The organism is Caulobacter sp. DMC95 (assembly GCF_056313785.1).
In genome coordinates this window covers 127,961-145,738 of sequence record NZ_JBQUZP010000006.1, presented here as the reverse complement: position 1 = coordinate 145,738, position 17,778 = coordinate 127,961, and the positions used below count along the sequence as shown (strand labels likewise).

20 protein-coding genes are annotated in these 17,778 nt (G+C 66.9%); 7 read left to right on the top strand and 13 right to left on the bottom strand.

Annotated features, from left to right (window positions below; all coding sequences use genetic code 11):
• Window positions 1–34: 34 nt before the first annotated feature.
• From dxs to ACT53N_RS15095, 5 genes are all read right to left on the bottom strand, one after another.
• Window positions 35–1,957, bottom strand: a complete 1,923-nt coding sequence (gene dxs, locus ACT53N_RS15115) for a 1-deoxy-D-xylulose-5-phosphate synthase (protein WP_476064663.1) — start codon at window positions 1,955–1,957, stop codon at window positions 35–37.
• 17 nt (window positions 1,958–1,974) lie between these two features.
• Complete coding sequence (locus tag ACT53N_RS15110; protein WP_476064662.1) at window positions 1,975–2,859, bottom strand: polyprenyl synthetase family protein; 885 nt, start codon at window positions 2,857–2,859, stop codon at window positions 1,975–1,977.
• 37 nt (window positions 2,860–2,896) lie between these two features.
• On the bottom strand, window positions 2,897–3,151 hold the full coding sequence (locus tag ACT53N_RS15105; protein WP_062093816.1) for an exodeoxyribonuclease VII small subunit: 255 nt from the start codon (window positions 3,149–3,151) through the stop codon (window positions 2,897–2,899).
• A 210-nt stretch (window positions 3,152–3,361) separates the two neighbouring features.
• Complete coding sequence (locus ACT53N_RS15100) at window positions 3,362–4,021, bottom strand: histidine phosphatase family protein (RefSeq protein WP_476064661.1); 660 nt, start codon at window positions 4,019–4,021, stop codon at window positions 3,362–3,364.
• A complete protein-coding gene (locus tag ACT53N_RS15095) occupies window positions 4,018–4,938 on the bottom strand; it encodes a histone deacetylase family protein (protein ID WP_476064660.1) in 921 nt (306 codons plus the stop codon). The genes ACT53N_RS15100 and ACT53N_RS15095 overlap by 4 nt, the downstream gene beginning before the upstream one ends.
• Before the next feature lie 16 nt (window positions 4,939–4,954).
• Here ACT53N_RS15095 and ACT53N_RS15090 point away from each other — a divergent pair, with 16 nt between their 5' ends.
• Together ACT53N_RS15090 and ACT53N_RS15085 are read left to right on the top strand one after the other, a co-directional pair.
• Complete coding sequence (locus tag ACT53N_RS15090; protein WP_476064659.1) at window positions 4,955–5,491, top strand: GNAT family N-acetyltransferase; 537 nt, start codon at window positions 4,955–4,957, stop codon at window positions 5,489–5,491.
• Between the two features lie 189 nt (window positions 5,492–5,680).
• Entirely contained in the window at window positions 5,681–6,859 is a 1,179-nt protein-coding gene (locus ACT53N_RS15085) for a vWA domain-containing protein (RefSeq protein WP_476064658.1), read from the top strand.
• Between the two features lie 9 nt (window positions 6,860–6,868).
• On the opposite strand, the gene ACT53N_RS15080 is transcribed toward ACT53N_RS15085, so the two are convergent.
• Complete coding sequence (locus ACT53N_RS15080; protein WP_476064657.1) at window positions 6,869–8,293, bottom strand: calcium-binding protein; 1,425 nt, start codon at window positions 8,291–8,293, stop codon at window positions 6,869–6,871.
• Between the two features lie 11 nt (window positions 8,294–8,304).
• The gene (locus ACT53N_RS15075; RefSeq protein WP_476064656.1) at window positions 8,305–8,670 is read right to left on the bottom strand and encodes a helix-turn-helix domain-containing protein; all 366 of its coding nucleotides are present in this window, start codon (window positions 8,668–8,670) and stop codon (window positions 8,305–8,307) included.
• A 156-nt stretch (window positions 8,671–8,826) separates the two neighbouring features.
• Here ACT53N_RS15075 and ACT53N_RS15070 point away from each other — a divergent pair, with 156 nt between their 5' ends.
• On the top strand, window positions 8,827–9,783 hold the full coding sequence (locus ACT53N_RS15070) for a glycosyltransferase family 2 protein (protein ID WP_476064655.1): 957 nt from the start codon (window positions 8,827–8,829) through the stop codon (window positions 9,781–9,783).
• A 58-nt stretch (window positions 9,784–9,841) separates the two neighbouring features.
• A complete protein-coding gene (locus tag ACT53N_RS15065; protein ID WP_476064654.1) occupies window positions 9,842–10,351 on the top strand; it encodes a hypothetical protein in 510 nt (169 codons plus the stop codon).
• On the opposite strand, the gene ACT53N_RS15060 is transcribed toward ACT53N_RS15065, so the two are convergent.
• On the bottom strand, window positions 10,348–10,857 hold the full coding sequence (locus tag ACT53N_RS15060) for a surface-adhesin E family protein (RefSeq protein ID WP_476064653.1): 510 nt from the start codon (window positions 10,855–10,857) through the stop codon (window positions 10,348–10,350). The two genes, ACT53N_RS15065 and ACT53N_RS15060, sit on opposite strands and share 4 nt — an antisense overlap.
• 131 nt (window positions 10,858–10,988) lie before the next feature.
• Between ACT53N_RS15060 and ACT53N_RS15055 the strand changes: the two genes are divergently transcribed.
• The 3 genes from ACT53N_RS15055 to ACT53N_RS15045 all read left to right on the top strand — a co-directional run bounded on the left by ACT53N_RS15055 (window position 10,989) and on the right by ACT53N_RS15045 (window position 13,823).
• Entirely contained in the window at window positions 10,989–11,657 is a 669-nt protein-coding gene (locus ACT53N_RS15055) for a TetR/AcrR family transcriptional regulator (protein ID WP_476064652.1), read from the top strand.
• 49 nt (window positions 11,658–11,706) lie between these two features.
• Window positions 11,707–12,588 (top strand): transglutaminase family protein, encoded by an 882-nt coding sequence (locus ACT53N_RS15050; RefSeq protein ID WP_476064651.1) that lies wholly within the window; start codon window positions 11,707–11,709, stop codon window positions 12,586–12,588.
• A 389-nt stretch (window positions 12,589–12,977) separates the two neighbouring features.
• Window positions 12,978–13,823, top strand: coding sequence for a hypothetical protein (locus ACT53N_RS15045; RefSeq protein WP_476064650.1), 846 nt, complete (start codon window positions 12,978–12,980; stop codon window positions 13,821–13,823).
• A gap of 69 nt (window positions 13,824–13,892) precedes the next feature.
• Here the strand turns inward: ACT53N_RS15045 and ACT53N_RS15040 are convergent, their stop codons facing one another.
• From ACT53N_RS15040 to ACT53N_RS15020, 5 genes are all read right to left on the bottom strand, one after another.
• Entirely contained in the window at window positions 13,893–14,954 is a 1,062-nt protein-coding gene (locus tag ACT53N_RS15040; RefSeq protein WP_476064649.1) for a Leu/Phe/Val dehydrogenase, read from the bottom strand.
• A gap of 62 nt (window positions 14,955–15,016) precedes the next feature.
• Window positions 15,017–16,075 carry a lysophospholipase gene (locus ACT53N_RS15035; RefSeq protein WP_476064648.1) on the bottom strand — a complete coding sequence of 353 codons (1,059 nt, stop codon included), beginning with the start codon at window positions 16,073–16,075 and terminating at the stop codon, window positions 15,017–15,019.
• Window positions 16,072–16,656 (bottom strand): uracil-DNA glycosylase family protein, encoded by a 585-nt coding sequence (locus ACT53N_RS15030; RefSeq protein WP_476064647.1) that lies wholly within the window; start codon window positions 16,654–16,656, stop codon window positions 16,072–16,074. The genes ACT53N_RS15035 and ACT53N_RS15030 overlap by 4 nt, the downstream gene beginning before the upstream one ends.
• A 43-nt stretch (window positions 16,657–16,699) precedes the next feature.
• The gene (locus tag ACT53N_RS15025; protein WP_476064646.1) at window positions 16,700–17,332 is read right to left on the bottom strand and encodes a glutathione S-transferase family protein; all 633 of its coding nucleotides are present in this window, start codon (window positions 17,330–17,332) and stop codon (window positions 16,700–16,702) included.
• 72 nt (window positions 17,333–17,404) lie between these two features.
• A complete protein-coding gene (locus tag ACT53N_RS15020) occupies window positions 17,405–17,692 on the bottom strand; it encodes a DUF3253 domain-containing protein (RefSeq protein WP_476064645.1) in 288 nt (95 codons plus the stop codon).
• Window positions 17,693–17,778 lie beyond the last annotated feature (86 nt).

The window sequence follows — 17,778 nt, the reverse complement described above, 5'->3', positions numbered from 1 at the left end:
GCCGAAACGCCGCCCGCCCTCTTGGGAAGGCCGACTAAGCCCGCCGTCCCGCGCCCGCCGCGCTGACATTGTCCACGCCCAGCGCCGACAGCGCGCCGCGCAGGATGCCTTCGGCGTCCAGACCCGCCTGCGCATACATCGCATCGGGCTTGTCCTGGTCCTGGAAGACGTCGGGCAGGCACAGGGTGCGGATCTTCAGGCCGCGATCCAGGGCGCCGTGCTGTGCCAGGGCCTGCAGCACAAAGGCGCCGAAGCCGCCCATGGCGCCCTCTTCCACCGTGATGATGGCCTCGTGCTCGCGCGCCAGGCGCAGCAGCAGATCAAGGTCGAGCGGCTTGGCGAAGCGAGCGTCGCAAACGGTGGCGGACAGGCCGCGGGCCGCCAGCAGATCAGCGGCCTTGAGGCTTTCCGACAGACGCGTGCCGAACGAGACGATGGCGACGCTGGTCCCTTCGCGGACGATGCGGCCCTTGCCGATCTCCAGCGGCTCGGCGATGGCCGGCATGTCGAGGCCCAGGCCCTCGCCGCGCGGATAGCGGAAGGCCGAGGGGCGGTCGTCGATCTCAGCGGCGGTGGCGACCATGCGGGCCAGCTCCACCTCGTCGGCGGCGGCCATCAGCACCATGCCGGGCAGAGCGCCCATGAAGCCGACGTCGAAGCTGCCGGCGTGGGTCGGACCATCGGCGCCGACCAGGCCCGCGCGGTCCATCGCAAAGCGCACCGGCAGGCCCTGAATGGCCACGTCGTGGACCACCTGGTCATAGCCGCGCTGCAGGAAGGTCGAATAGATCGCCGCGAAGGGCTTCATGCCGTCGGCGGCGAGGCCCGCGGCGAAGGTCACCGCATGCTGCTCGGCGATGCCGACGTCGAAGGTGCGGTCCGGGAACGCCTTGCCGAACAGATCAAGGCCCGTGCCCGACGGCATGGCGGCGGTGATGGCGACGATCTTGTCGTCCTTCTCCGCCTGCTTGATGAGCTCTTGGGCGAAGACCTTGGTGTAGCTGGGCGGGCCGCCGGCCGCCTTTTGCTGCTGGCCGGTGACGACGTCGAACTTGACCACCGCGTGCAGCTTGTCAGCCGCGCCCTCGGCCGGGGCGTAGCCCTTGCCCTTCTGGGTGACACAGTGGACCAGCACCGGCTTGTCGCCGAAGGCCTTGGCGTTCTTCAGCACGCTGACCAGGGCGTCCATGTCGTGGCCGTCGATGGGGCCGACATAGTGGAAGCCCAGCTCCTCGAAGAAGGTGCCGCCAGTGACCATGCCCCGGGCGTATTCCTCGGCCTTGCGCGCGGCTTCGCGCATCGGCGTCGGCAGCTTCTCGACAACGGTCTTGCCCAGCTTGCGCACTGAACGATAGGCGCCGCCCGAGACCAGGTTGGCGAGATAGGCGCTCATGCCGCCCACCGGCGGGGCGATCGACATGTCGTTGTCGTTGAGGATGACAATCAGACGCTTGGTCGTGTCGGTCGCCGCGTTCATCGCCTCATAGGCCATGCCAGCGCCCAGCGAGCCGTCGCCGATCACGGCGATGACGCTGTTGTCTTCGCCTTTCGCATCCCGCGCGGCGCAGAAGCCGAGCGCCGCCGAGATCGAGGTGGCCGCATGGGCCGCGCCGAACGGGTCGTATTCGCTCTCGGCCCTCTTGGTGAAGCCCGACAGGCCGCCGCCCTGGCGCAAGGTGCGGATGCGGTCACGACGACCGGTGAGGATCTTGTGCGGATAGGCCTGGTGGCCAACGTCCCAGATGACGATGTCCTTGGGCGTCTCGAACACGTGGTGCAGAGCGACCGTCAGCTCAACCACGCCCAGGCCTGCGCCCAGGTGGCCGCCCGTCACCGAGACGGCGTCGATCGTCTCGGCGCGCACCTCCGCCGCCAGCTGCTTCAGCTCGGCAAGAGACAGCCCGCGCGTGTCGGCGGGCGAGGCGATGGTGTCGAGGAGAGGCGTTTTGGAGGGCATGTCTGTAAAAAGCGCGGTCAGTTGCGGCGGTCCAGCACGAAATCGACGCTTTCGCGCAGATGTTCGGCCCGGTCGCCAAAGATTTCGAGATGGGAACGCGTCTGCTCGGCCAAAAGCGCCACGCGCTCCTTGGCCGCATCCAACCCCAACAGAGTGACATAGTTGGCCTTGCCCTTGGCGGCGTCCTTGCCGCCGGCGGCCTTGCCGAGCGTGGCCTCATCGCCCTCGGCGTCGAGGATGTCGTCGACGATCTGGTAGGCCAGACCCAGGTCCTGGGCGAAGGCCATCAGGGCCGAGCGCTCGGCGTCCTTGGCGCGGGCGATGATCAGCGGGATCTCGAAGGCGAAGGCGATCAGCGCGCCAGTCTTCAGGCGCTGCATGCGGGCGACGGCGCCGAGATCGTCGCGAACGCCCAACAGGTCGATCATCTGGCCGCCGCACATGCCGCGCGCGCCAGAGGCGATGGCCAGCTTGCGCACCAGCTCCGAGCGGACATGGCCGTCGTCGTGGGTGTCCGGGTGGGCCATGATCTCGAAGGCCGCCGTCTGCAGGGCGTCGCCCGCCAGGATGGCCGTCGCCTCGTCATACTGCTTGTGCACAGTGGGACGGCCGCGACGCACGTCGTCGTCGTCCATGGCCGGCAGGTCATCGTGCACCAGGCTGTAGGCGTGGATGCACTCCAGCGCGCACGCCGCGCGCAGCACCGGCCGCTCGGGCAGGTCGAACATCTTGCCGGTTTCCAGGGCGAAGAACGGCCGCAAACGCTTGCCCGGCCCCAGGGCCGCATAGCGCATGGCTTCGGTCAGGCGGCTCTCGGGGCCGTCGGCGCGCGGCAACAGCTCGTCCAGCGCCACCGTGACGATGTCGGCCGCCTGCACGATGCGTTTGGCGAGGTCGCTCATGAGGGGCTCCCCTCGCACGCCGGGCGGTCGCCGGGCATCAGTTGAACTCGGCCGGTTCCGCGGCCACAGCGCCGCCCTGCCCCAGCACGATCTTCTCGACCTTCAGGCGCGCGGCTTCGAGCTTCTTCTCGCAGTGCGCCTTCAGGGCCGCGCCGCGCTCATAGATGTCGATCGAGCGCTCGAGGGCGGCCTGACCCGACTCCAGCTCCTGCACGATGCGCTCCAGCTGCGACAGCGCTTCCTCGAAGCTGAGGGCGGAGATGTCAGCGGGCGTGTTCGCGGCGTCGGTCATTTCAACTCTCAGGTGAACAGCCGTCAGCCTAGTGGCGACAGGCGGTGCGGGCAACGGCATAGAGCCTTGCGCGTCAAAACGGAATCGTTTTGACGCGATAACAAGGCTCTAAATCAAATACTTAGAGCGTGACCCGAGCCGAAACCGGTTCCCACTTTCGGCGTCACGCTCTAGAGCCAAGCCGTGGTTAAGGGAAGAGGCTTTGAAGGGTCAGGCGCGGCGGAAGCGCTTGATGCTCCAGTAGGCGTGACCTTCATCAACGATTTTCGCCCAGCCCCGCGCCTTCAGCGCGTCGGCGATCATCCAGTTGAAGAAGCCGTGCGCCAGAACCAGAACGTCCTGACCGCTGGCCGCGAGCTCGATCAGCAGGTCAGCCGCCTGGCCGGCGCGCGCCTCGGCCTCTTTTCGGGTTTCCTGGCCGCCGTGATTGTCGAAGAACCACCACCAGAAGCGGGCGAAGAAGCCCAGGCGCTTGGGTGACATTCTCAGCCACAGCGGCCAGGGCGGCGGCGGCAGCGGCGCCTCAATGAAGGTCGGATCGGTGGCGAAAGCCCGTTCGCCCACCACCGCCTGGGCGGTCTCGATCGAGCGACGGCGGGTCGAGGCGATGATGGCGCCAGCGCTGCGGGCGATCTCCACCAGGGCGGTCGGCGGAACCTGCCCCGCCTTCAGCCCGCCCTCTTCGTAGCGCCCCCACCATTCCCCGTATTCCGGCGCGTTCAGGCGGACCTTGCGCGACAAGGCGGGTTCGCCATGGCGCGCCAGGGTGATGACGCCCGATCGCGCGGGCGGGGACGTGTGGTCGGCGATGGTGGCGTCGGCCATGTTTAGGAGAAGTCGCCAGACCCGAAGGCCAACCCGTCTTCTCACCCCTCCTGAAGAGCGCGAACATGCGCGGCGGCGGAACGCCCTAGCGCCTGCAGGTCGTAACCGCCCTCGAGCGAGGACACAACCCGCCCCTTGGACCGCGCCCTGGCCACCGACAGGATCGCGCGGGTCGCCCAGGCGAAGTCATCCTCCTCCAGGCTTTGCGCCGACAGGGGATCGCGGACGTGGGCGTCGAAGCCGGCCGAGATGATCACAAGTTCGGGGGCGAAGGCGTCGACCTTGTCCATCAGCCCTTCGAATCGCGCCCGCCAGGTCTCGCGGGACGCATGGGCCGGCACCGTGGCGTTGGCGATGTTGCCAAGGCCCGTCTCGCTGGGGTCGCCTGTCCCCGGATAGAGCGGCGACTGGTGGATCGAGGCGACGAACACCGTCGGATCATGCTCGAAAACGGCTTGGGTGCCGTTGGCGTGATGGACGTCAAAGTCGACGATCGCCACGCGTTGCAGTCCCGTCGCCTGGGCGGCTCGGGCGGCGACAGCGACGCTGGAGAAGACGCAGAACCCCATCGCAACGCCCGGCTCAGCGTGATGGCCGGGCGGGCGGACGGCGCAGAAGGCGCGCTCGACGCCGCCTTGGGCTACGGCGCGCACCGCCGCAACGCTGGCGCCGGCGGCCCGGCGCGCGGCCGAGAGGCTTCCCGCTGAAAGAACAGTGTCGGGATCCAGCGCCACCCGCCCCGTCACGGGCGCGGCGGCGAAGACCGCGTCGACATAGGCCTTGGGATGGACCCGCAGCAGATCCTCGACCTCGACCAGCGGCGCGTCGAAGGGATCCAGCGCCAGGTTTGGATCGTCATTCAGCGCGTCGAGCACCGCCCGCAGGCGTTCCGGGCGCTCGACGTGCCGGTCGCCCGGCCGGTGGTCCAGCATGTCCAAATGCGTATAAAGCGCGAGAGCCATGGGAGACTCCTAGACTGTGAACGCTGATCCGACCACCGCCTCGTACACCATCCGTAGGGCCACGATCGACGACGCCGACACGGTGTCGAGCCTGGGCGCGCGCACCTTCAGCGAGACCTTCGCCCACCTTTACCCGCCCGAGGATCTGGAGACCTTCCTGGCCTACGCCTATGGCCTGGAGCGGACGCGCAACGACATCCTGCATCCCGAAAAGGCGACCTGGCTGATGGAGGATGAGGACGGCGAAGCGATCGGCTACGCCCTGGCCGGCCCCTGCGACCTACCGCATGACGAGGTCTCGCCGGAGGATGGCGAACTGAAGCGGATCTATGTGCTCAAGAGCCACCAGGGCGGCGGACGGGGCTCAGCACTTCTAAAGACCGCGCTCGACTGGCTGGAGCCCGCCGGCCCGCGCCGGCTGTGGATCGGGGTGTGGTCGGAGAATTACGGCGCGCAAAAGCTCTACGGCCGCCTGGGGTTCGAGAAGGTCGGCGAGTACTTCTTCCCGGTGGGCGAGACGAACGATCTCGAGTTCATTCTGCGGCGGGGGTGAGGGAGCGGAACTGCGCCCCCTCCGGCCCTGCGGGCCACCTCCCCCGCTTCGCAGGGGAGGAAAAAGCCAGTCCTCCTGCCCCGCTTGCGGGGGAGGTGGATCGCCGCGGATACGCGGCGAGACGGAGGGGGCGTTGCGCGGCACGCCGTTCCGCTTCACAATCCGAACATCTGTTCGAAAGCCGCGCCGATGTTCCTCAACTTCTTCACCGAGCTCCGTCAGGCCAAGGTTCCCGTGAGCCTGCGCGAATACCTCCTGCTAATGGAGGCGCTGGACAAGGACGTCATCGACCGCTCGGTGGAGGACTTCTACTTCCTCTCGCGCGCCAGCCTGGTGAAGGACGAGAAGAACCTCGACAAGTTCGACCGCGTGTTCAGCCACGTGTTCAAGGGGCTGGAGACGGTGAATGACGGCCTAGCCGCCGACCTTCCCGAGGAGTGGCTGAAGGCCCTGACCGAGAAGTTCCTCACCGACGAGGAAAAGGCCCAGATCGAGGCGCTGGGCGGCTTCGAGAAGCTGATGGAGACCCTTCAGGAGCGCCTACGCGAGCAGAAGAAGCGCCACGAGGGCGGTAACAAGATGATCGGCTCGGGCGGCACCAGCCCGTTCGGCAACAATGGCTACAATCCCGAGGGCGTCCGCATCGGCCAGGACAAGAGCCGCCACGGCCGCGCGGTGAAGGTCTGGGACAAGCGCGAGTACAAGAACCTCGACGACAGCGTCGAACTGGGCACTCGCAACATCAAGGTCGCCCTGCGGCGCCTGCGCAAGTTCGCCCGCACCGGCGCGGCCGAGGAACTCGACCTGAACGGCACCATCAAGGGCACCGCCGAGAAGGGCTATCTCGACATCCAGCTACGCCCCGAGCGTCGCAACGCCATCAAGGTGCTGCTGTTCTTCGACATCGGCGGCTCGATGGACAGCCACATCAAGCTCTGTGAGGAGCTGTTCAGCGCCGCGCGCACCGAGTTCAAGAACATGGAGTTCTACTACTTCCACAACTGCCTCTATGAGGCCGTCTGGAAGGACAATCGCCGTCGCCAGACCGAGAAGATCCCGACCTTCGACGTGCTCCACAAGTTCCCCGCCGACTACAAGGTGATCTTCGTCGGCGACGCCACGATGAGCCCCTACGAGATCACTTATCCGGGCGGCAGCGTCGAGCACTGGAACGAAGAACCCGGCGCGATCTGGATGCAGCGCGTCACCGAGATCTATCAGAGCTGCATCTGGCTGAACCCGACGCCCGAGCGCCACTGGGACTACACCCAGTCGATCGGGGTCATGCGCCAGATCATGGGCGACCGGATGTTCCCGCTGACCATCGAGGGCCTGGACAAGGCGATGCGGGAGTTGGTGCGGGGTTAGGGCATCCGCTCAGCCGCGCGGCGCTGGTTCGCCGACTAGGCCCACGTCTGGGCTCGGCTGGCCCACCAGGGAGACCTGCTCCAACGGCGAGGCGGCGTAGTCGTTGGCGACGGTCATGCCAACCTGGAAGCTGGTGGCGCTGGCGCCGCCGAGCAGGATGAAGACATCTTCCCGGCCATCGCCATTGATGTCAAAGCCGACGCGGGCGCCCGCGACCGGCTGAGTGGCCTCGGCTGCGACGGTGACGCCCGGCTCCCCCAGCGTCTGACCGTGAGCCGCCAGGACATCGGCGACCAGGGTGGAGCTGACCACCGTCATCTGCCCTTTGCCCTGCACTTCAAGCTGGTCGCCGCGCGCGGCGGAGAAATCGAGTACGACGCCCAAGAGGCCTGCGATCTGGTCCGTCGGGGACTCGGCGGAGAGCAAAAAGGTGTCAGCGCCGGCGCCGCCGCTGGCGACGACGCGCGCGCCCATGACGATGTGGTCGTTCCCGTCGCCGCCATCGAGTCGATCGACTTGGCCCGCCCCAGCGCCGTGGCCATCGATATAGTCGTCGCCGGCGCCGCCGTAGATGGCGTCGCTGCTATGAGAACCGGTCAGCACGTCATCGCTGGAAGTCCCACGCGTCGCCGCCTTGCTGGTCGCAAACCCGTTACCGGTCAGTTCGGCCCCGCGGTCAGTTTCCTCCGGCTGGGCTAGGGCGGCGACCTGCGTAGCTCGTGCACGCTCAACTGCGGCCTGCGCAGGCAGCGTGTTCGGCAGATGGAAAGTCCAAAGGGTCGGCGCCTCGTTTTCGGCGGTCTGGAGCTCGGCGTCCGGGGCCGGAGCCGCCTTGGGCACGGGTTGCGGGCCCGTCTCTCGAGCGACGGCGGCTATGGTGGCCGCGACGGCCGCCGCTTCCGATTGCGTCTTGGCCGCGTCGAAGTTCAGTGCAGAGATAAGCTTTGAGGCCAGCGCCTGCATCGCCGGCTCGCTAGCACGCGGCGCGCCTTCGAACTCAATACGGCCCGCGCCGCCGAACTCGACGCCACGGATCTCCAGATAGAGACCAAACGCGACCACCAGCGACAGGAACGACTGCGCCTCGCGGCTGGCGGGGTTGAACGCCACGACGACGCCGCTCTGCTCCTGCGGCGCGCCGGCGGCCAGCACCTGACGCAGCGCGCCCCACAGACTGCCCACCTGATGGAACATGTCGACGGCCGCGTCGTGCACGACGAACTGACCGTCGATCCGGGCGATGTGAACGAGCACGTCCTGGTTGGCGTCGGTCACGACATACCAGGGATCCCCGGAGTCGGTCTGGCCGAACACGCCGTCCACTTCGCCATAGCTGGTGGTCAATTGCTGGGTGAGCAGCAACAGCAGGCCCCGCTCATTGGCGGACCAGTCCGTGGTCGGCGGCCGGGGACTGAAGGCTAAGACCTCACCCATGACGTCGCTCGTCAGGCCTGCGCGGCCCGGTCGGCGATAAAGGGCTCGACCGTTTCGGCAGGTTCGCTCTCCTCGACAGCGCCGTCGAACAGCAGCCGGTAGAGCTCGGGCTCGTAGTAGCGCAGCAGCGTGCGGGCGAACTGTGTGGGGTCTAGGCCAAGGCTTTGCGCCCAGACGGCCTGCGCCTCGATCGGCACCCGACCAAGGCCGTTCTCCACCTGAGAGACGAAGGTGTAGTAGCGAAGGCCGGTCTTTTCCGCCAACTCGGCCTGGGTCAGGCCGGCGGCTTCGCGCGCGGCCTTCAGCCAACGGCCGGCCTCGCGTCGCAAGCTCTTGGTCAAGGCCGCCTTGGCGGGGTTCATCGCCGTTCGTGACATTGCAACGCCGCTCACACGCCCAACTGCGGGCGCTCCCTAGTTGTTACACATTGCATAAAAACGCAACAAGCTGTTGCGCCGCGTGTCGACACCCCTTGCAACGCCTCATCGCGCCACATACAGTTTTAAAGCAACTATTTTGAACGAAGCGTCGCCATGTATCTGACCATTGATCCTGCGCACTCCCGGGCCGCCGCCCTGGCGATGCAGCCCCGCCTCTCGGTCGTGATGGTCGTCTACATGACCGGTCCCGCCCTGATGGAGAGCATCCGGCACGCGCTGGCCGAGCCCCTCACAGAGGAGCTAGTCATTGTCGACAACGGCTCTTCGCTTGCGGACGCCGCCTGGCTTCGGACACTGGCGCAACGCGAGCCTCGCGTGCGGCTGCTGCAGGGCCTGGGCAACATCGGGTTCGCGCGGGCCGCCAATCTGGGCGCGACGTCGGCCAAAGGCGGGGAGCTGGTTTTCCTCAATCCCGACGCCTTCCTAACGCCCGGCGCGGTCGCCGCCCTGCGCGAGGCCGCGCGTGATCGCCCCTCGCCCTGCGTGGTGGGCGCGCGCGTTTTCAACACTGACGGCACCGAACAGCGGGGTGGCCGGCGTGGCGAGATCACGCCCGTGACCACCCTGCTCAGCCTCTCGAAGCTTAGCGCCACCCTGCCCCCGCTGCGCCGCTTCGAGATCCACCGGGAGGGCGATCCCCCCCCGCCCTACCCGGTGGACACCCCCACGATCTCGGGAGCCTGCTTTTACATGACGGCCCGCGACTTCCAGCGCCTGGGTGGTTTCGACGAGGGATACTTCCTGCATGTCGAGGACATCGACCTGTGCTGGCGCGCCCGCGGTCAGGGCGGGTGCGTGCTCTTCCAGCCGCATGCCCGCGTGGTCCATGTCGGCTCGACCAGCCGCGAGAGCCCGCTGATCATCGAATGGCACAAGGGCAAGGGCCTGGTGCGCTACTTCCTCAAGCGCGCTGACAGTGCGCCCCGAAAAGCGCTGGCGTTGCTGCTGTCGCCGCTGATCCTGGCGGCGGCCGTGGCACGGCCGTTGTTGAGGTCGGCGCGTCGGCGTTCAACGCGAGTCCCGGCGCGCCTTGCGCCGGTAACGCACTGAACCCTTCTCGGCGAACCTCGTTACCGCTATCACAGGCGAGCAACGTCGGAACACGCCCATGCTTCGCCCCCTGATCCTCGTCGCAGGCCTGATGGCGGGCTTGACCGCGCCCGCCGCCAACGCCGCCGCCAAGGACAGCTGGGGCAAACAGGGGATCTCGTTTCTTCAATATCGGACCGATGCTGTGGAGTGCGCCTACGAAGCGGAGACAAAGGCTCCGGTGTCGATCCCGACGGTTGATCTAGCCTACATGACCGACGCCGCCATGCCTGACGCGCAATCGTCGTTCGATCCGACGCAACCGAACCTGAACCAAACGAACATGGACGTCACAGCGCTGGTCGATCAGGCTGCGCGGGCTCAGTTGCATATGAACAAGACGTGGCGAGAGGTCGCTCGGCAGCTGAAGCCGGCGCTTGAGACGTGCCTGCGCGAGCGCGGCTACCGTCCGTTCCGGCTCGAGAAGGACCAGATCGAGCAGCTCAAAGGCCTGCCCACCGGATCGCGGGCGCGTCAGGTCTATCTTTGGAACCTGTCGCTGAACGGTCCGCCGGAGCAACGGCGCTAGCCGCCGTTGTCCGGCTGCATGCAGGCGGCCTCGACCACCGTCTCATTGAACGCGCCCGCCTCGGGCTTTGCCCAGCCGCTCTCGTCGAACTTGAACGCCAACGGCTCTCCGGCGAGGTTGTTCTCCGGATAGCGAAAGACGGCCAGACTGCGGAACGCGCGCGCCTTGCAATCGACGTCCTGGGCCAGTCGCTCGGACCGGAACGTCAGCCCGGCTTCGGTCTGCGGCAGGCGGAACTCGTGCCGGACCCAGACCCGCTGATAGTCCGCGCCCGAGGGGGTCTTGCCCGTCTTGGCGAACATCAGCACCGACTTGTCGTGGCCGACGCCCAGAAACGGCCAGCCGATCCCTTCGATCTTCCGCGACCATGGCGGCATCGGAGACGGCTTTTTGTCTGTCGCGGTGATCGTGACCGAGTCCACCTTGGACGGATCATCCGGGGCTGCCGACATGGGCGCGCCGGCCTGCTCGCTCAGCAGCAGAATGGCCGTCAGCATGCCGATCATCGGGTCGCTCCCACGCGCTCTACGGGAAAAGCCTAAACGCGAACGATGTTACGCGCTACAGGGACGATCTTGACGCTTGCGCCAAATTCGAACGCCCGTAAGACTTCCCTGCGGGTAAAGGGGAATCTGTAGTGAGTCCGACGACCGACGCCGCCGCTTCGCACGAAGTCGACGCGGGCGAAACCGAAGCCGCCACCAAGAACCTGGTGTTCGTCGCCGCTGAACGGCTGTTCGCGCTGCACGGCTTCCAGAACGTTTCGGTGCGCGACATCACGGCCGCCGCAGGTGTGAACCTAGCCTCGGTGAACTATCACTTCGGCTCCAAGGACGCGTTGCTGTTCGAGATCTTCAAGCGGCGCACGGCCGAGCTCAATCGCGAGCGCGCCAAGATGCTGCACGAGGCCAATGATCGTAACGCCGGCGCACCGCCGCTGCGCGAGATCCTGGCCGCCCTGCTGACCCCGCCCCTGCGCTGGCTGGCGCCCGACCATGAGCGCCGTATCTCGCTGCAGTTCCTGATCCGCGCCCGCAGCGAGGGCACTGACGAGATCCGCCAAGTGCTGAAGACCGATGTCTCGCACCTGCGCCGCTTCTCGGACGCTCTGCTTCGCGCCCGCCCCGACCTGTCGCCGGAAGAGGTCTACTGGCGACTGCACTTCACCCTGGGCATGCTGCACAACAACCGCTTCGCCGAGTTCGATCGGTTGAACGTGCTGTCAGAGGGGCAGACCAGTGAGGCGGACGTGACCGCGCTGCTGAACCGCATGCTGGCCTTCGCCGAGGCGGGCTTCCGCGCTTGACCACGCACGGGCGGGAACGCTCCCGCGCGCCGGGACGTTGTCGCCCGGCATGGGACGACTGCGCATCCTTCACGAGACCCGGTACGCCTATGAGCGACCGGTCGATTTTGGCCCGCAACGGCTGATCATCCGCCCACGCGACAGCCATGCGCTGCGGATCGTTGAAGCCTCGCTTGTCCTGTTCCCGCCTGGCCCGACGCGCTGGAGCTATGATGCAAATGGCAACTGCGTTTGCCTGTTCCAACCCTCAGAATGCGCGGACAGCATGCGGGTGGCCAGCGAACTGGTCATCGATCGCTACCCCGCGCCGCTCGCGCACCAGCGTCTGGCCAGCACCGACACGCTGACCCCGATTGTTTATTCGCGCGAGGATCGCATCACGCTGGAGCCGTTCATCGCGCCGGTGACCGACGATCCCGATGGCGTGCTGCTGCGTTGGCTCCGCGGCCTGCAGGCGGATCGCGATGAGCCCGCCCTGACCTTTCTGCTACGCATGAACCGGCTGATTCAGCGCGAGTTCGACTACGCTGTCCGCGAGGCGGAAGGCGTTCAGAGTCCCGTTGAGACCCTGCTCAAGCGCAGCGGCGCGTGCCGGGACCTTGCCTGGCTGATGATCGAAGGTCTGCGCCGGCTGGGCTACGCGGCGCTGTTCGCGACGGGCTACATCCACTCTCCCGGCGCCCAGATCCGAGGCGCGGGCGCTACGCATGCCTGGTGCCAAGTCTTTCTGCCTGATCTTGGCTGGCTGGAGTTTGATCCGACCAACGGCATCGCCGAGTCCCCCGACCTCATCCGCGTCGCCGCGACGCGGACCCCGGCCGAGAGCCTTCCTGTCTCTGGCGCGATCATCGGAGACCCGGGCGCGTCCCGGCTTCACGTCTCCGTAGACGTACGCTTGGCCGAAGAAGTCGCCCCAGAAATGTGCTATTGAGTAAGCGTACGGGAGAAAAAGCCATGACCAGCGGCTTTCAGAATCAAGACCCGAACAAGGGCCTCTGCCTGCCCAAGACCGCGCCAAAGCCGCAGCATGGCGGGAAACCGGCGCAAGAATGCGTGCGATTGCAGGAAAAACGCAGCTTCAAGCCGCGACCGGGGCACTAGAGCCCTTTCCGATCTGATTGAGAAAAAAGGGCTCCGACTCCGGAGTTTAGAGCGTTCTTCCACCTGATCACCGTTTCACACTGATCGGAGAACGGTTTAGGGGGCCCGATTTGAGCGCGTCATGTCAGCGCAGGCTTTCAACTGACGAGATAGGCGGCTGTACAGATCCCTAAGACGCCCTTAACCTTCCTGCTAGGGAATGGGGGAGAGCTATCGAGCATGCGACATGTCGCGCTCGGATGTCTGCTGGTGGCGACAGGGCTCGCGGTTGTCGGGACCGCGACGGCATGGTCGACTCGTGTTCCTGAAGAATTCAACCAGACCCTGACGCTGGCGGGCGGTCCGAAAGACGGGACCGCCGTTGATGATCCCGACGCGCCCATCGCAACGGCGCGTTACGGCGGCGAGCGCGCCGCAGCGACTGCAGCCGAAACAACGGCGCCAGCGGCCGCTGCGACCGTGGCGCTGGCGGGCGGACTGTCTGAGACGGGCTTGGCCGGCGCAGCCCCGGCCACGTCGGCGCCAAAGCCCGCGCCGATCAAGGCCTACGCCCAGGCGACGCCGCCGCCTGCTCGTCCTGCGCCGCGGGTTCTCACCGAGAGCGCCGCGTCACAGCCACGACCCGTTCTGGCCCTGACCCACGTTAAGACCTACCGTCCCTATCCCAAGCCCATCAAGGTCGAGATCGGCGGGGCCCCGCTGCCCTTCACGCCGCTGGGCATGCAGTCCAGCGCGGTGAAGCGGCTGACCCTGAGCGCCTCGAACATCGTGTCAAAGTCCGGGACGTCGGCGGAGGATCTGCGCCGCGGGCGCTGGATGCTGTTCGCCGCCAGCTCCGGCAAGGCCTACAGCCTGAACATGGTGCGCGACACCATCAATGGCTGGCGCAACGCTGGTTTCAGCGAAGACAAGCTCGCGCGGTTCGGCAGTCGTCAGGTCGGCGTCGGCTATCGCAAGAACAACAATCAGGTCTCGCTATCGGCGACACGCCGAAAGCTGAACTCGATCGACTATTCCAACAAGGACACGGTCGTCGGCGTGACGGTCTCGCTCCACGGTCGATAGAGCCCGTTCGCTGCCTCTAGGCCTCGCGGTCTCCACGGCGCGTAATCCGTGGAGACCGTCACCAAGGCGTCAGCCGCGTGCGGCGGCGATGCGCGCGCGGGCGATCTCGTCGGCCACCAGGTTGGCCGGGCGCTTTTCGGCGATGGACTGATCGATCACCTCGGCGAGAGTCTGGGCCAGACGGTCGAGCTTGCTCGCCACCCAGCCGCCGTCGAAGGCGCCGCCGGCCTCCAGGGCGCGGATTTCGGCCGCGACATTGATGATGCCGCCGCCATTGATGACGTAATCCGGCGCGTAGAGAATGCCGCGATCGAACACGGCCTGCCCGATCATCGCGTCAGCCAGCTGGTTGTTGGCCCCGCCGGCGATGATCTTGACCTTCAGGCGCGGCAGGGTCGCGTTCGAGATCGCCCCGCCCAGCGCGCAGGGGGCAAAGACGTCAGCCTCGACGTCGAAAATGGCGTCGGTCGGCACGATCGTCGCGCCGGTCTTGGCGGCCACCTCGGCCAGGGCCGCTTGGTTCACATCGGCGATGATCAGCTCGGCGCCGGCCGCATGCAGCTTCTCGGCCAGGTAGGCGCCGACGTGGCCGACGCCCTGGATGGCGACACGAACCCCTTTGAGGTCACGGTTCAGCGCACGCTCGACGCAGAGACGCACGCCCCGGAACACGCCTTCGGCGGTCACCGGCGACGGATCGCCCGAGGCGGCCGCGTGGCCTTCCAGGCCCGCGACGAAGCGGGTGGTCTTGCGCGTGCTTTCCAGGTCGGACGGCGAGACGCCGACATCCTCGGCCGTCCAGTACTTTCCGCCCAGGCTATCGACAGCGCGACCGAACGCCTCGAACAGTTCCGGCGTCTTCTGGCTGCGGCTGTCGCCGATGATCACGGCCTTGCCGCCGCCGAAGTCCAAGTCGGCCATGGCGTTCTTGTAGGACATGCCACGCGAGAGCCGGAGGGCGTCGGTCAGAGCCGCGCCGGCGCTCGAGTAGTCCCACATCCGACAGCCGCCGGCGGCGGGCCCGCGCGCGGTCGAGTGGACCGCAATGATCGACTTCAGACCAGTTTTTTCGTCGAAGAAAGCGTGGACGCCTTCGTGTCCCTCGAAATCGGGGGAATCGAACAAGGTCATGCTGCCGGTCTCGCCTCAGCCAGGATGAAGTTGGCCGGCGGTGTACGCTGGGTTTCCCCGGCTCACAAGCCCGAAGGCTGACCTTGCGACACCTTGCGCTTGGCCGGCTTGGGCGGGTCCAACGCTGTCATCGCCGCCACGCTGGACGGAATGGCCCGCGCCCCTGACGGCGGCCAAGCGCCCGGCCCATCACGCAGGAAGGCTACGACGTCCGTCCAGACGGTTTCAGCCTGTCGATCAACGAGCAGCAGGTGGTAGCCGTTTGGATAGTAGGCCGTCCTGCCGCTGGGTCCCAGCCGCCTCGCCGCCTCAACGGTCGGCTCGCGCGGGATGATGTGGTCGTTGGCGCCATAGAACCACGCAACTGGCGCCGCGATCGCGCCCGGCGACCGCCACGCCCGCTCCATCAGGCTCACTAGGCCATAGAGGGTGTCGGAGCGCGCGCCCCAGATCATCAAGGGATCGCGCCCCATGCGGCGCATCTCATCCATGTTGTCCGACGGCATGACCTCGCGAACCAGCCACTCGGGCGGCTTGACCACCCAGTCGCCCTTGGTATGCGCGGTGATCCAAAGGCTGAGCTTGTTGGGCAGGGGCTGGTTGGACCATCCCCAGACCGCGGGCGCGAACAACATGACCTTATCGACGCGCGGCGGGTTCGGGTCGGCCATCGCGCTGATCGCCAATCCGCCGCCCATGCTGATGCCGGCCAAGGCGACCTTGGCCTTCGGATGACGCTCCCGCACCGCCTCCACCAGCAGGCGGACATCCTCGATGACCAGATCGGCCGGCGCCCAGACGCCGCGCTCGGGCGAGCGTCCGAAACCGCGCACGTCCAGCGCATAGGTCGCGATCCCCCTCCCCGCCCACCAGTCAGCCGCCAGATGATAGGCGTTGGAATAGTCGTTCATGCCATGCAGCCCGACGACCACCCAATCAGGCTCGCTAGCCGGCAGCCAGCGCATCAGGCCGAGCTTTGCGCCGTCGAAGCTGACGAACCCGTCTTCGGTCAGGCGCGGCCCGCGAAAGCCCAAAGCCACCAGTTCCGGCCGCTGGCGCAGCGGCGCGCAGGCCGACAAGGCGGCGGCCGAAGCGGTCAGGATCAGGGCGCGGCGGTTCATGACCCCAGAATGTCCGCGACACGCTGGCGAAGGAAGGGCGTCACCTCCGCCTCGAACCAGGGATTGCGCTTCAGCCAGGCCGTATTGCGCCATGACGGATGCGGCAGCGGCAAGATATTCGGTCCGAACTCCCGCCAACGGGCGACAGTCTCAGTCATGGTCTTGCCCGTTCGGCCGGCCAAGGCCCAATCCTGGGCGTAGCCGCCGACCAGTAGGGTCAGTTCGATATTGGGCAGCGCCGCCAAGAGCTGCGCGCGCCACAGGGTCGCGCAACGCGGCGGCGGCGGATAGTCGCCGCCCTTGGGGTTGGTGCCTGGAAAGCAGAAGGCCATGGCCGCCACGCCGATCTCGGATCGGCCATAGAAGGTCTCGCGGTCGATGCCCATCCACTGCCGCAGGCGGACGCCCGAGGGGTCGTTGAACGGCAGGCCAGTCTCATGAACGATCCGCCCAGGCGCCTGGCCAGCGATCAGGATGCGCGTCGCGGTGCTGACACGCGTCACTGGTCGAGGCGTGTGCGGCAGATAGGGCGCGCAAGCGCGGCAGGCGGCGATGTCCTCAAGAAGCGCGTCGAGCGGCATGGACGGGATGTAGGCGATCCCGCCCGCCGCCCCAAGCGGCGCCTTAAGACCCCAGCATCCGGCGCTCGCGCTTGATGATGTCCGCGAACGACGGCCGCGCCAGGATGGCGTCGGCATAGGCCTTGGCCTTGGGCCACTTGGCGAAGTCGAAGCCGGCGTGCTCCAGGTTCACGAACGGACTGGCCACGGCGATGTCGGCCAGGGTGAAACGGTCTTCAACCAGGAAGCCGCTCGCCGGGATCGTGCGCTCCAGATAGTCGAGCACCGGCGGCATGGCGACGTTGATCCCCTTGTCGATCGCCGCCTGATCGGGCTCCGCGCCCATGAAGCGCGGCCCCACCACCCGGTTGAAGAAGATCGGCCCCGCCGCGCCGACGAAGATCGAGTCGGCGTACTCCTCGTACCAGACGGTCCAGGCGCGCGCCTTCGGCTCGGTCGGGATCAGGTTCGGCTCAGGATGGGCCGCGTCGAGATAGGTGATGATCGCCGATGAGTCGGAGATCTTGAAGTCGCCATCCTGGAAGCCCGGGATCTTACCGAACGGGCTGCAGGCGTCGAACTCGGTGTCGGGCTGGCCCAGCCGGACCACCTTGTTGTCGAACGCCAGGCCCTTTTCGGTGGCGAACACCATGGTCTTGCGGACGAACGGCGATAGCGACGAGCCGTAGATGAGCATCGAGGGTCTCCCTAGTTTGGGAGACCATAGGCCACGGACTCAGTTTCTTTTCAAGACGAACTCGCGCAGCGACTAGTCTTCGTCGCCGGCCGTCTCTTCGAAACTGGTCGGGTCGCCTTCCATGCGCAGGCGGATGCGATAGACGCCGCGAAATTTCTCAGGGTTGACCGGCTTGTTGTGACGCAGGATCACGACCTTGCCCTCACGGGCCAGCTCGATCGCGTTGGTGCGCACGTGGCCCAGCTGCTGCTGCCAGCGTTCGGGCTGGATCGCCTTGGCGACGTTCATCGGGTCGATCGACTTGCCGGCGGGCAGCGCCGCCAGCTGGGAGAGGATGGTGTCTTGGATCGGGGTCGTCATGCGCTTCGCCATGCCACGGATCGCGCTCGAACGCGAGGCGCGGCTTGCGCGTGCGACACGGCGCCTCTAACTGAACCCTGATAAGT